Here is a 16,124-nt window from a genome sequence, read left to right as displayed (position 1 = left end):
ATTAATACGCTGTTTTCAAACTAACTCAAATAATATTTTTTTTTAAATATTAATAACCAGGGTTTTGATCTTCAGCATTGATGTTTTCATTTGAGCTAATCTCCGCATCTGGTATTGGCATTAATTCATGCTTACCTGCTTGAAAATTGGTTCCTACTAATTCAGTAGATGCATTACCCCATCTGATAATATCATTAAAACGAACTTGTTCACCTGCTAACTCTACCTTACGTTCATGAACAATTGCATCAAAAACTTGGTCTTTAGTTAAGGTTGTTGCTAACCCCGTTAAACCAGCTCTTAGTCTTACTCTATTAATATAACCCACTGCATCTGATTGCGTTCCCACTTCATTTTCACACTCAGCCATCATTAATAACACATCTGCATATCTTAAGTATTTAAAGTTTATACCTGAAGTTTGATCTTCAGCAGCATCTTTATAATAATTTTGATACTTTTTCCAACCCGCTCTTCGAACATCTGTTCCAACAGTTAAATTTGATGTAGTAATTGTCAACTCTCCAGCTTTATAAGAATCACCAACAGAGTAAAAAGTATCACCAAATCTAGTATCATTTGCCTCATATTCATCTAACAAATCATCTGAAGGATACACGTTAAACCAATCTAAACAACCGTATTCTTGACCTCTAAAAGTAGCTTCATTTGGACCAGCTCCAGAAACATCAGAATTCCATTGTGCAGAGAACCCTAAATCATCATCATATTCAATTTCAAAAATAGACTCAACGCCATGCTCTGTTTCTTCCTTAAAATTATCAAAAAAGTTTGCCTCTAAGGCATAACCTGACAATTTATTAAATTCAGCTAATGCTAAAGCATGCTCACCTCTATATAAATACACTTTACCTAATAATGCTGTAGCAGCTCCTTTATTAGCTCTACCATTATCTTCATCTCCTTTGTCAAGCAATGTGTTTTGGGCATCTTTTAAATCGTCTATTATTTGCTGATACACTAAATCTGCTGAACTTTTCGGAAAGCCTACTGGAGCCTCTGGAATTACCGTAATCAAAGGAACATCACCATATCTAACGACTAACCAAAAATAATACAGTCCTCTTAAGAATTTAGCTTCACCAATAAATTTCGCTTTGGTAGTGGCACTCATCAAACCTTCTGGTATGACATCTATCGCTTCTTTATTTTCTATTACAAAATTTGCTTTATTCACTCCCCTGAAACAACTATCCCAAAAGGCCTTATTCAGCCCGTGACTAGAATCAAAAGAAAAATCTAGATATTGTTTTTTATCTGCTTCCAATTGTGGATTACCCGCATTTTCATGTGACATATTATCGGAAGAAAAAAACATTCCTCTAGAATACATACCATGCGTTTGAAAGTTTGCATATACAGCATTTACCGCAGATTGAACCTGTGCCTCATTCTTAAAGAAGGTGTCAGGTGACAATTGATTTGGATTTGTTAACTCCAAATCTTTTTCACTACATGCATTTACAAGCAATAGCATAGTGAAAATTGTAAAGATTAATTTATATTTTTTCATAATTTATATTTTTATTTATTAAAATGTAACTTGTAAACCCAACAAAAATGTTTTAGGTTGAGGATAATTACCTCTATCAATTCCTGTTTCGAATGCCGAATTCGTTAGCACTGTAGAATTTCCAATTTCTGGATCCAAACCTGAATAGTCAGATAATGTAATTAAATTTTGTCCACTTACATAAATTCTAAATGAAGAGAATAATTTTTCTCCAAATACGTTTTCTGGTAAAGTATAGCCTAAAGATATATTTTTTAACCTTGTATACGAACCATCTTCTACAAATCGATCAGAAATAGCAACGTTTTGCGGAGCTCCACCTGCCCTAGGCACACTATTAGAAGCGTTACTTGGCGTCCATCTGTCTAAAACAGCAGTACCTGCTCCAAACAATCTCGGCATTCCTTCTAAATCATAAATATTTGTGTTATAGACATCATTACCTGCAACTCCTGCAATAAATAAATTAAGATCCCAATTTTTATAATCACCACTTAAATTTAAACCATATGTTACATCAGGGTAAGGATTACCGATAACAACTCTATCATCAGAAGTTATATCTCCATCACCACTATGATCTACAAATCGAATATCTCCAGGCTGAACCGTTGTTTGGCCAGGGTTAGCCGTAAATACAGCATCAACCTCAGCTTGCGTTTGATAAATACCATCCGTTTCTAAACCATAGAAGTAAAATAAAGATTCACCTACCGATATTCTTGAAATATCAGATCCTTCAAAAAGTGCACCAGTAATCTCAGTTAATTGACCTAAAGATTTTACTTCATTTTTACTAGTCCCTAAGTTTAGGTTGGCTGACCATGAGAAATCATCTCCGTAATGATTGTAGCCTAAATTTAATTCAAAACCATTGGTCTCCACTGATCCCACATTTTCTGTAATTGACCCCGCATGGAATCCTAAAGATACAGGCGTTGTTCTGCTCATTAACAAGTCATCACTCGTATTTTTATAGTACTCAATAGAACCTGTAACTTTTTCATTAAAAAGACCAAAATCTAAACCGATATTAACCATGGTAGTTTCCTCCCACTTTAAGTCTGGATTGGCTAAACCTGCTGCGGTAGTACCTACTGCTGCTACACCTCCAATTGGGTAGGTAAAATCACTGGTTAGTGTTGGACTATATAAATAATTTGAAATATTGTCATTACCTACAAGCCCCCAACTTCCTCTAATTTTCAAATTACTGAATTTACTATCTCCCATAAAACTTTCCTTGGCAATATTCCAACCTAAAGCTAATGAAGGAAAAGTACCCCAACGATTATTTTCACCAAAACGTGATGAAGCATCTCTACGAATAGAAGCAGCAAAAATATATTTGCCATCATAATTGTAATTAACCCTTCCTAAATAACCAATTCTATTGGTTTCAAAAGATTCACTCTTCAAAGCAGAACCTTGATCTGAAACTTGATCTACCTCATCACTAATAAGATTTTGACTAGCAGCATTTATGTAAGACACATTGTTTTCATATTTTTCAGCCACCAATAATACATCAAAATTATGCACATCTGCAATCGTTTTTTCGTAGTTTAAACTATTGGTAAATGTGACCGTCTGTCCTACACCTGTATTTTTTGTTATTGATGCAAAAAGTTGTGAGCCAGTAAAAGCCCCTGCTACACTATCATCATTATATGATGGTACAAATCTATTATTATTATACGAGTAGTAGTCTAAACCAACTTGAGATTTAAATTTTAATCCTTCAATAATTTCAAATTCTGCAAATAAGCTACCTGTAATCGCAGTTGTCTTATTTAGGTTATTACCTAATTCCATAATTCTTACTGGGTTTACAGCATCCTGACCATCTAAAGTATTATCTGGACCTTGAAATCCACCTAAATTATCAGCATTATATACACTTAAATAAGGTGCCATTTTTATCGCATGCTCAATTATCGAACGACCTCCATCTGAAAGTTCTGGGTTTTGGCTGTTAAAAGATACGGCCATAGTTTCGCCAAATTTAAATTTACCAGATGTAAATCCACTATTCGCTCTAAAAGAATACCTTTTAAATCCAGTTCCAACAACTGCTCCCTCTTGATCTAAAATACCCGCTGAAAATCTATAATTAGAATTTTCGTTACCGCCTGAAGCACTTAAATCATAATTTTGTAATACTCCACTTTGAAAAATTTCATCTTGCCAATTTGTCTCGGCATTTAAAGAACTATTAGGAGAAGAAGGTGTAAAGTTAAATGCATCATTTGCATATTGTAAATACTGTTGTGTGTTCAACACATCATATCTTTGCGTTATATTTTGAAAACCTGCATAAGTATTAAAGGAAATTTTGGCTTTACCTGATTTTCCTTTTTTAGTGGTTACCATAACCACACCATTAGAACCTTGTGATCCATAAATTGCTGTTGTGGAAGCATCCTTTAAAACGTTTACTGATTCAATATCATTGGTACTTATACCAGCTAAACTACCTGTAATAACACCATCAATAACGTATAATGGATTATTATTACCCACCGTACCTAAACCTCTAATTCTCACTATTGGAGCTGTACCAGGAGAACCACTGTTTATTACAGTTACACCAGATGCTCTACCTTGTAAGGCTTGCTCTGCAGTTGCAACTGGAAGTGCAGCTAGTTCATCTGAATCAATTGAAGAAATTGCTCCAGTAACCTCTGCTCTGCTTTGTGTTCCATAACCAACTACTACAACCTCGTCTAAAGCTTCGGCTGAAACTAATAAAGTTACATTAATAGTTGATTGTGCACCAACAGTAATTGTTTGTGTACTCATTCCTATAAAACTGAATGATAATTGATCTGTTGCACTTACGTTTTCGATTTGATATTTACCATCAAAATCAGTAGTTACACCATTACTTGTTCCAACTACGAGAATTGTAACTCCCGGTAGTGTCATCCCGTCACTATCTATTACCGTTCCACTTACGGTTTTAGTTTGTGAAAGAACACTTTGTGTGCAAATCATCACCAAAGCGATCATTGCGATTTTAAGCTTCATCATATTTAATATATTTAAGTTAGTAAAATTTTATGCTATTTTTTTTAATCTAATTAGTACAATTTTAAATTAAATCAAAGTAAGAATTAACCTGTACCATCCTGTTCTCTAAAATGATTATCTACGATTGTGATCAGATTAATTCAGATTTCAAATATAGAAAGTTGTACCATATCAATTATAATACAAATCCTGCATCGCATAATACATTTGTTGCAAAATGCTCTGAACATGGTTAAACTAGCGTATTAAACATATTGAATGCATCATTTGTATTATTCAAAAAAAAGTCTCAAAATTATGTCAATTGATATAATTTCAATTGTTTTTTTACGGATATCACATTTACAATGATTCAAAACAAGTGATAATTACTCCAACTTTTAGGTTTATTTTATTGGTAATTATCGAATATTCTAATAGGTTTAAACAAATTGTAGATATACCAAATTGGTTAGTCCGAAGTTAATTGTATAACTTCTACTATTGTTTAACCTTAACCTCGGTAGGTAAAATTCCGAAGTGAGCCTTAAAACATTTTGTGAAGTAAGAAGGAGATGCAAAGCCCACTTGATAACAAATTTCACTTATGGTAGCACTTCCACATTCCAGTAATTGATTTGCCCTTTGCAATCTTATATTTCTAATAAATTCATTAACCGTTTGACCCGTTAGCATTTTCACCTTTCTATATAATTGACTGCGACTAAGGTTTAATTGTGATGCTAGAATTTCAACACTGAGATTTGAATCACTAATATTATCATTAATGTAAGTCAAAATTTTCTGTATGAACTCTTTATCAATAGAGGTCGCATTTTTATTCTCTTCAGCTCCACTAATTTCACTAAAATACTTATTGAAGATTAGTTTTCGACTCTGTATTAGTTGTGCAAGTCTTAATTTTACTAACCTCATGTCAAAAGGTTTTTTCATATAGGCATCGGCCCCTATTTCAACACTCTCTATTCTATCATCTAATTTAGACTTGGCCGTAAGCACTAAAATTGGTATATGACTGGTTCTAATATCAGTCTTAATTTTTTTACAAAATTCAAGCCCATCCATTTCTGGCATAATAATATCACTGATAATAATATCTGGTAAATTTTCATTAGCCAATTTTAAGCCTTCAACACCATTATTAGCTGCAATGATTTTATAGAATTCTTCTAATTCCCCTTTTAAATAATCTCTCAACTCAACATTATCTTCAACTATTAAAAGCGTATCTGACCTTGAACCCTTTTCTATTAGACCAATTTTGTTTTGCTCATTTGATAAATTTTCTATTAAAGGTTGTTTATTTCTTACAAAATTTTCTGACTCACTAACGCTTGCCAATTCACTTTTATCTAAATGTTCTTTACCGAAAGGCAATAACACTTTAAATTTTGTTCCAATACCTATTTCACTTTCCACATCAACAGCACCTCTATGTAATCTAACAAAACTTTGAACAACCTCTAAACCTATGCCTGTTCCTCCATAATACGCTTTATTTAAATTATCAACCTGATAAAACCGCTCAAATATTTTAGTTAATTGTTCAGGTTCTAGACCCGGGCCTGTATCAGATATACTTATGGCTACATATTCTTTTATCAGTAAATTATCGTTCAATTTCTCTAATTTAGAATTCGAATCTTTCATTGATATTTCGATAGTAATAGCACCTCCTTCTGGAGTAACTTTAAATGCATTGGACAAAATATTGAAAATTATCTTTTCAAGCATATTTTTATCTGCCCACAAATCTAATTCGGAAACATCGGCATCTACATTCAAATAAATATTCCTCCGAGTGGCCTCTTCGTCAAAGTAACTAACAATATCTTCGCAAAATGGAATTAGATTAATTTTATTCGCTTTAATTTTTAATTTATGTTGCTCCAATTTTCTAAAGTCCATTAACTCATTGGTTAACCTTGATAATCTTTTTGCATTTTTTTCAATAATTTGAAGTTTTCCTTTGACATCATCAGGAAAATTCACAACTTTATTGTTAATTAAATTTGTTAACGGGCTTAGAATAAGTGTTAATGGTGTTCTAAACTCATGAGATATATTGGTAAAAAATTGAAATTTCTTATCATTTAACTCCTCTTCTTGAAACCTTTTACTTCTCTCATTAGCGATTACTTGTTTTTCTCTAATTCTGTTCTGTGTGATATTATAGAGTAAATATAAAATCAATAAAAGAAGAGCGAAATAGGTCAAAAATGCCCAATTCGTTTTCCACCATGGAGGTAGAATTTTAATAGATAAACTTAAGGGCACTTCATTCCATACGCCATCATTATTAGCCGCTTTTAATTTAAAAACATATTCTCCATGATTTAAATGTGTGTACGTTGCACTACGTAAATTACCCACATAATTCCAAGAACTTTCTAAGCCTTCCAAATAATAAGCGTATTGATTTTTTTCAGGTCTTGTATAATTAATAGCAGCAAATTCTATTGTAAATACCGATTGTGAATTATCTAACGTAATACTTTTAGTTTCTGCAATTACTTTTTTTAATGGTGAGTTTTTTTGATAAGGAAGTACGGATTCATTAAATAATTTAAAACCCACTAAATATAATGAAGGCACGCTATTATTAATTTTAATGTCTTTAGGATTAAAATAATCAATACCCTTAAAATTACCGAAGTAAAGAATACCCTCTTTATCTCTTAATGCAGCATTAAAATTAAAGTCATTGGAAAGTAGACCATCATTGACTGTATAATTTATAAAAGTATTATTCTTTCTATCTAATTTTGAGATGCCTTCATTACCTGTTAACCATAAATCTCCTTCTTTACTTTGAATAATTCCTGCGACATTCTCCTCTTGTAAACCCGACAACCTATTGTACCACTCTAGCTCATCAGTATTAAGATTGTATTTACACAAACCAGCCCCTCTTGTACCAATCCATAAAATATTATCAGTACCTAAGTGTAATGATAAAATATGATTCGCACTGGCATAATTACCATATTTTTCAGATAACCTTTTTTCCATAGAAACTATTGAAAACTGGCCACTGGGTATTTTTTTTATCTTAAACAACCCCTTCGTAGTACCCAACCAAATGTTACTTTCTGGATCAACTAACACCTTTCTAACGTCACTCGTAGTAATGCCATTTTCAACAAAAGGTTTTGAATTATAATGCGTAATTTCTTTACTAACTGGATCAAAAGAGTGAAGCCCTTTAAAAAAAGTACCTATCCAAATAGTACCATCTGGATCTTCACTAATACTTAGTATGGTATTTGAAGTTAATTTCCCTTTTGTATTTTCTATATTGTAATTAATAAATTTTTTATGTCCTTTCTTCAAGAGAAAAATACCACTATCCCAACTTCCAGCCCAAATATTCTCTTTACTATCAATAAAAATAGTTTCAATATAATCACTCGTCAATCCAGAATAAGGAAAATTTTCTTCTTTATTAATATGTGTATATTTGTCCGTTTTCAGATTATAAATATCTATACCACCACCATCCATACCAATCCATAACCTATCTGATTTATCTTTTACAATTCCCATAACGGAATTTGCTTTTAAAGAATTTGGATTACGTGATAAACTCTCTATATTTCTAAACTTATCATATAAATTATCGCTTACTGCCAGACCACTATTATAATACCCCATCCAAATTCTCTTATTTGAATCTAAAAATAACGACCAGATAGAATTCGAATGAATACTTTTTTCATCTTGCTTATTCAGTAAATAATTCTTAATTACTTTACCCGAAGTCTCTAAATGAAATAGTCCATCATTCTCTGTACCGATCATCAAGCTATGGTCGTCTAATTGAATCATCGTCATAATCATTTTATCAGAAATCGCAAAATGATTATATTCAGTTAGTTCGTTACCAGGACCATTCCCAATCTTAAATTTAAAAATACCGTCAGACAAAGTACCTACCCATAAATTATTATCGGTATCTACCAACATCGCTTCTATAAAATTAGCTATTGGTGTTCTCTCGTTTTTATCAACATAAACCACATTAACTAATGAATTTGATTCCACATCAACTTCCTTTAATCCCAAATTTGTACCGACAAATACTCTTCCTGATCCTGCTAGCTGAATACTATTTATATTTATGAAAACAGATTGGTTGTTTATAGTAGAATTGGACACTTTTTCAGACTTAAAACTTTCTAAATTCAACTTAAAAAGCCCTTGTTTATAGGTACCCACAAAAAGGTTACCCAAACTATCTTGCTCTATACTACGAATGGAAGCATTGGTTTGTTTTTCATTGCCCAAAGAAATCTTTTTAAACTGATCTAAATCTTGATTGTACAAATTCAGTCCTTCTTCAGTGCCAATCCATATTCTATTTTTAGAATCTAACTTTGCACAATTAACGAGACTATTACTTATAGAGCTAGCATCATTTAATTTATGTTTGTACGAAATATGATCAATACCATCATACCTTATTAATCCTGTTCCATTGGTACCCATCCAAATAATACCATACTGATCTTGAATAATTGTAGAAATGGCAACATTAGATATTCCATTTTTTATATTGACAAAACTGTAGTCCAAATTTGGCAATTGTGCAGACAAATTACTTGTAAAAAAACAACAAAAAACAAGAAATAGTAGCATCAGTTTTTTCAAACTCACTCTATTTACCACACTGTTATCGTCCTTTAACATAAATCTGTAATTGTTCTTTATACGTATTGAAAATTTTTATTTTATTAAAATAAGCGGATTCTAAAATAAAAAAAATACTTAATATTTCATTACTATTATCAAGTACCTTTTAGTAAACCTATGAATTGTTTGTAAGAATTAGCACACCTATCTTGGTAAAAAGCATGAACTTTCTCTATATCGTTATCCCCTAACAACAAGCTACTTAACAGAAAATTTATAAGCTGTTCTTGAGCTATAAGTTTCACCAACATCCAGCACAACTGACGGAAAATTCACCTGATTTGGAGAATCCGGATAATGTTGTGTTTCTAAACAAAATCCTGTTCTTTTACCATGCGTGCCATTAAGATGATTCCCTGTATAAAATTGAACTCCAGGTTCGTCGGAAAAAACCTCAAGCACTCTTCCGCTTTCTTCATGATATGCTTCTGCAATTAGCCTTACATCGTCATTTTGATTTTTCAACACCCAGCAATGATCATACCCAAAACCAAACTTTATTTGTTGATTATCGGCATCAATATCAGCACCAATTATTTTAAATGATCTAAAGTCAAAAGGTGTATTTTCAACTGAAACAAGCTCACCAGTTGGAATAAGGTTTTTATTTACGGGTACTATTTTATCTGCTCGTATTTGTAATTTATGGTCTAAAATGTCATTCTTAAAATTACCAGATAAATTAAAATAAGAATGGTTTGTTAGGTTGATTATTGTCTTTTTATCTGTATTCGCCTCATATAAAATATCTAAAGCATTGTCAGAATTTAAGGTAAACGTTACTGTTGTATTTAAATTTCCTGGAAACCCTTCTTCCATATCTACACTAAGATAGTTTAAGACTAAAGAAACAGAATTTTCATCTGATTTTGTAGTTGCCTTCCAAATTACATTATCAAAGCCTTTATCTCCACCATGCAAACTATTTGGAGCATTGTTTAAAGCTAAGGTATATTCTTTACCATCTAAGGTAAATTTACCATTTGCAATGCGGTTTCCAAAACGTCCAATAGTGGCACCTAAAAAAGAATCACCATTTATATATTGAGATAACGAATCGTATCCTAAAACAACGTTTTCTATTGTACCTTTTTTATTAGGAACTTTTATGGATTTTACAATTCCTCCATAATTTATAATTTCAACCTCAACACCATTTTTATTCTTTAATGTAAAACAGTCTACAGAAATTCCACTAGGAGTTGTTCCATACTTACTTTTACTAATAGTCATAGCATGATTTTTTAGAGCGTCATCCTTTAAATTTAAACTGCTTTTTGTATCCTTTTTACATTGAAATAAAAAACAAACGGAAATTGCAATTAATAAATTACCAATAAATTTGTTCTGACGTATCATTATACAAAAAAGTTAACCAATGAAATTTGATTCACCGGCTAACTCATTAAAAAAATGTTCTTAATTACCTTTCGCGTAATCGGCTAAAAATTGAGCCAATCCACTATCTGTAAGTGGGTGTTTCAATAATCCCGTAATTGATGATAAAGGCCCAGTCATTACATCTGAACCTATTTTTGCACAGTTAATTACGTGCATTGTATTTCTAATAGATGCGGCTAATATTTGAGTTTTGAAACCATAGTTATCATAAACAAGCCTAATTTCTTTTATTAAATTTAATCCATCTGTTGATATATCATCTAGACGACCTAAAAATGGAGACACATAAGTAGCTCCTGCTTTGGCTGCTAACAATGCTTGCCCAACAGAGAACACCAAGGTTACATTCGTTTTAATTCCTTTATCTGAAAAATATTTACACGCTTTAACACCCGCTGCAATCATTGGTAATTTCACAACAATTTGAGGATTTAAGGCCGCTAACTCTTCACCTTGTTTAACCATTCCTTCATAATCTGTTGCAATAACCTCTGCAGATACATCGCCCTCAACTGCTTCACAGATATCACGGTAATGTTGTAAAATATTTTCAGCTCCAGTAATTCCTTCTTTTGCCATTAATGATGGGTTTGTAGTAACTCCATCTAATACTCCTAAATCTTGAGCTTCTTTAATCTGGTCAAGATTTGCTGTGTCTATAAAAAATTTCATATAATTTATTTTTATAAGGTTTTTAAATATTCTAATACTTCATTACTTACTTTCTCTCCTGTAAATCCAAATTTTTCGTCAAGCACATTTGCCGGTGCTGAATATCCAAAATGATCTAACCCGAAGACACTGCCATTAGCACCAACTAATCCTTGAAGATTGACTGGTAAACCTGCAGTTAAACCAAACAACGGCTTATCATTAGGAATTACACTATTTTGATAATCTTTAGATTGTAATCTGAACAATCCTTCTGAAATTATTGAAGCAATATTCACTTTTAATCCATTTTTAGACTCTAAAATTTCAGCTGCAGCAACTAAAGTGGCAACTTCTGATCCGTTTGCTATTAAAACAACATCTGGATTTTCAACTTTTTTCACTAAATAACCTCCTTTTTCTGACGCTAAAGCTTCAGTATATCTTGAAGAACCAATTGCTTCTACATCTTTAATACCTTGTCTTGAAAGTATTAAACCTGAAGGCGTGCTTTTATTCTCTAAAGCCATTTTCCAAGACACACTTGTTTCTGCTGAATCAGCAGGTCTTAATGCTAAGAAACTTGGATTACCACTATGATTTTTTAATTTTTCTAACAATCGCAATTGAGCTTCTTGCTCAACTGGCTGATGTGTAGGTCCATCTTCTCCTACACGGAAAGCATCATGCGTCCAAACATATTTTACAGGTAACTCTTGAATACAACTTAATCGAATAGCTGGTTTCATATAATCTGAAAACACAAAGAATGTTGCAACTACCGGAATAATTCCACCATGCAACGCAATACCATTTGCAATACAAGCCATTGTTAACTCCGCAACACCTGCCTGTAGAAACGAACCACTAAAATCTCCTTTTTGTAATGCATGTGTTTTCTTTAAGAAACCATCTGTTTTATCACTATTTGATAAATCTGCAGAAGACACAATCATATTTTCTACATTTTCAGCTAAATACGCTAACACATTAGAAGAAGCTGCTCTTGTTGCCAATCCTGCTTTTTGTTCAATGGATTCAAAATCTAATTCTGGTAATTCTCCAGATAAAAAGAAATCTAATTTTTTAGCTAATGCTTCATTTTCACTTTTCCATGTCGCAATTTCTGATTTCTTTTTCGCTGCTTCAGCAGTTTTTCGTTCTATCAAGTTTTTATAAAATTGCTCTACATCGGCAAAAATATCAAATGGACTTTCAGTATTTGCTCCTAAATTTACCATTGTTTTTGCATAATCTGCTCCCGTATTTCCTATCGGTTGGCCGTGCAATTCACAATAGCCTTCAAACATACTTCCATCAGCAGCAACACAACCCTTACCCATTATGGTTTTACCAATAATTAAAGTTGGTCTTTCTGTCTCATTGTTAGCATTTGTTAATGCTTCTCTAATTTCATCATGATTATGCCCATCTATAGTCAACACATTCCAGCCCCAAGCTTTATACTTCATTTCAGTATCTTCACTCGTAACTTCATCTGTAGAACTTGACAACTGAATATCATTAGAGTCATAAAACATAATAAAATTACTCAACCCTAAATGTCCTGCAATTCTACCTGCTCCTTGTGAAATTTCTTCTTGAACTCCACCATCAGAAATAAAACCATACGTTTTATAATTCATCCAATCTCCAAATCGAGCTTCTAAGAATTTGGTTGCAATAGCAGCTCCAACCCCCATAGTATGACCTTGACCCAGTGGCCCAGATGTATTCTCTATTCCTCTTTTCACATCAACTTCTGGATGACCAGGAGTTATTGAACCCCATTGTCTAAAATTGGCAACATCATCTTTCTTATAATTACCTAAAAGATAATACTGAGCATACATTAATGTTGATAAATGGCCAGCATCCATAAAAAAACGATCTCTAAACGGCCATGTCATATCTGTAGGATCATAATTAAAAAATTCTGAATATAAGATATGCATAAAGTCTGCTCCTCCCATTGGACCTCCTGGGTGTCCTGAATTTGCCTTTTCTACCATTGCTACTGCTAATGCACGTATATTATCAGCTGCTTGTTGATCAATTTGTTTGTTCATGTTTTTAATCTTAAATTAACATCGTTTAGTTCGTTATCTTTATTTTTTTTGTTATTACCTGAGTCGATGATGCATCTGCTATTCCACTAAAAGAAGGCTGTTTCCCTCCAATTGAGACGGTAATCATTCCTTTTCTAATTTCTGCTTCGCCATTTTCTTTTATATAGGCATATTTCTCAGAAGAAATATTAAATTTTACAATTTTTGTTTCTCCAGCTTTTAATTGAATCCGCTTAAAACCAACCAGTGATCTTATTGGAGTTTTTTCATTGCTCTCATCTAACGACACATATAATTGCACTACTTCATCTCCATTTAACGCTCCTGCATTAGTAACTTCCACTGATACTGGTATTTGTTCCCCAGGTTTTACGCCACTTGGCACTGCGAAATTTCGATATGTAAAGTTAGTATAACTTAATCCATGACCAAAAGGAAATAGAGGTTTTCCTTTAAAAAATTTATAAGTTCTATTTTCCATGTCATACGATTTAAAATCTGGCAGATCATCAACAGACTTATAAAAGGTAACTGGCAGTCTTCCTGCAGGGTTATAATCTCCAAATAATACATCAGCAATGGCGTTACCACCAAACTCTCCAGGATACCATGCTTCTAATATTGCTGGAATATTTTCACCTGCCCAATTTATCGCCAACGCACTTCCGTTCATTAAAACTAAAATGGTTGGTTTACCTAGAGCTTGAATTTCTTTCATTAATTTAATTTGCGACTTTGGCAACGTAATTTCGGACCTATCTCCTTTATCGAAACCCTCTAGAACTACTGGCATTTCTTCACCTTCAATTTCAGGAGACAGTCCTAAACAGAGTACAATAACTTCCGCCTTTTTAGCTACTTCAATTGCAGGCTCTAATAAATTTTTATCCGTTTTAGCCCAAAGTAAGTGCACTTGCGAATCTGTATGATGATTCGTATATTCAATTTTAACAGTATATGCCTTCCCTTTTTTCAATTCAGCATCAAAATACCCCGTTTTAGGTTCGTGCTCATTAGTAAAATCAACTCGCAATGAATCATTAAAGTAAACTTTACCTCCAGTTCTCGCCTTAAGACCAATTCTGTATTTTCCTGTTTCTTCGGGGATTAATTCCCCTGTCCATCTGACTGAAAAATCATCGCTCTTCATTTCTTCTATCGGCTTTTTTAATAACCAACTAAAATCTACTTGAACATCATTTCTACTGAATGAGGGCTTTCCTTCAAAATTTTGATTTTGATAATACTCACCGTTTAAACCACTAAATTCTCCATTTTTAAGATTAGCTGATGGAATTGCAGTCAACAATGGCCAACCCTCAGCAATTTCACTACCTTGAGAGTAATAAACTGTTGCATTTGGCAACTTTTTTGTAATTGCTTTTAAGGGAGTTATTTTATTATGTGGAGTTCCGTGATAATTACCCAAAAGAACTTGTTCAAAATCTGCATTTGGGCCAATAACAGCAATGGACTTTATATTTTTATTAAGAGGTAACATATTGTTTTCATTTTTCAACAATACCATTGCCTCTCTTGCTGCTTTTTCAGACAATTGATAATGCTCTGGACTGCAAACTACACTGTAAGGTATTTTTGCCCATTTTACATTTTCATCTCCATCAAACATCCCTAATTTAAAGCGGGCCATAAATAATCTAGATAATGCTAAATCAATTTTATCTTCTTTAATTATATCCTTTAACACAGCTTCCGTTAAGTTTGGATCAAAAACACTACCGCAATTCAAATCCGTCCCTCTATCAACAGCCAATGCAGCAGCTTCCTCCGGAGTATCAACAAGCTCATGCTTGTTTGGCTCCCAAAAATCATTAATTGCCCAACAATCAGAAACTACATATCCATCAAACTTCCATTCATTGCGTAATATATCTGTTAACAATAAATTACTACCACAACAAGCCTCATCATTATAGCGATTATATGCACACATTACAGAGTGTACTTTAGCATCATTAACCGCCGCCTCAAATGCAGGTAAATAGGTTTGACGTAAATCACGATTAGAGGTGTGATAATTATCCTCGTGTCTTGACTTTTCAGGACCACTATGTACTGCAAAATGTTTCGCTGTTGCTATAACTTTTAAATATTTTGGATCATCTCCCTGTAAAGCTTTTATAAAATTAACAGCCATTTTACTCGTTAAAAAAGGATCTTCACCATAGGTTTCCTGACCTCTACCCCATCTAGGATCTCTAAATATATTGATGTTAGGTGACCAAAATGTTAGTCCTTGATAAATACCCCTTCTACTACTATTTGCAAAACTATGATGCTTTGCTCTTGCTTCATCAGATATTGCTGAACCTACCTTAAACATCAAGTCCGGATTCCAAGTAGCACCCATCCCAATTGCTTGGGGAAAAACAGTAGCTTCACCGGCTCTAGCAACACCGTGAAGGCATTCGTTCCACCAATTATAGGTAGGTATTCCCAAACGAGTAATTGCAGGAGCATCATATCTCATTTGAGACACCTTTTCTTTTAGAGTCATTTGTGAAATCAAGTCAGCTACACGCTCTTCGTTAGAAAGTGATGTGTTTTGATATTTAAATTGACTTTGACTATATGAATTCCAAATACCAATAATGAGCATTAAAACTAATGTAATACTCGGTTTTTTAAATTGTAAAGTGAGTTTCATAAATGAGGTGATAAAATAAATAGTTCGTTTTTTTTTAAATCGCTCCAAAGCCCTTCTATTTCATTTTTAATTATCC

7 protein-coding genes are annotated in these 16,124 nt (G+C 32.9%); all 7 read right to left on the bottom strand.

The window, feature by feature from the left end; translation table 11 throughout:
* Positions 1–49: 49 nt before the first annotated feature.
* The 7 genes from FF125_RS03920 to FF125_RS03890 all read right to left on the bottom strand — a co-directional run bounded on the left by FF125_RS03920 (position 50) and on the right by FF125_RS03890 (position 16,048).
* Complete coding sequence (locus tag FF125_RS03920; RefSeq protein WP_138948552.1) at positions 50–1,534, bottom strand: RagB/SusD family nutrient uptake outer membrane protein; 1,485 nt, start codon at positions 1,532–1,534, stop codon at positions 50–52.
* Between the two features lie 18 nt (positions 1,535–1,552).
* Positions 1,553–4,567: a SusC/RagA family TonB-linked outer membrane protein gene (locus tag FF125_RS03915; protein WP_138948551.1), complete on the bottom strand. Its 3,015-nt coding sequence runs from the start codon at positions 4,565–4,567 to the stop codon at positions 1,553–1,555.
* 480 nt (positions 4,568–5,047) lie between these two features.
* Positions 5,048–9,142: a hybrid sensor histidine kinase/response regulator transcription factor gene (locus FF125_RS03910; protein WP_250629677.1), complete on the bottom strand. Its 4,095-nt coding sequence runs from the start codon at positions 9,140–9,142 to the stop codon at positions 5,048–5,050.
* 315 nt (positions 9,143–9,457) lie between these two features.
* Positions 9,458–10,618, bottom strand: a complete 1,161-nt coding sequence (locus tag FF125_RS03905) for an aldose epimerase family protein (RefSeq protein ID WP_138948549.1) — start codon at positions 10,616–10,618, stop codon at positions 9,458–9,460.
* Positions 10,619–10,678: 60 nt separating this feature from the next.
* Positions 10,679–11,332, bottom strand: a complete 654-nt coding sequence (gene fsa / locus FF125_RS03900; protein WP_138948548.1) for a fructose-6-phosphate aldolase — start codon at positions 11,330–11,332, stop codon at positions 10,679–10,681.
* Between the two features lie 11 nt (positions 11,333–11,343).
* Entirely contained in the window at positions 11,344–13,380 is a 2,037-nt protein-coding gene (locus FF125_RS03895) for a transketolase family protein (RefSeq protein ID WP_138948547.1), read from the bottom strand.
* A gap of 25 nt (positions 13,381–13,405) precedes the next feature.
* Positions 13,406–16,048 (bottom strand): glycoside hydrolase family 3 protein, encoded by a 2,643-nt coding sequence (locus tag FF125_RS03890; protein ID WP_138948546.1) that lies wholly within the window; start codon positions 16,046–16,048, stop codon positions 13,406–13,408.
* Positions 16,049–16,124: the final 76 nt, after the last annotated feature.

The sequence above is a fragment of the Aureibaculum algae genome, assembly GCF_006065315.1.
Taxonomy (GTDB): Bacteria; Bacteroidota; Bacteroidia; order Flavobacteriales; family Flavobacteriaceae; genus Aureibaculum; species Aureibaculum algae.
Note: the sequence above shows the minus strand (reverse complement) of the source record. Positions and strands in the feature narration are given on the sequence as shown.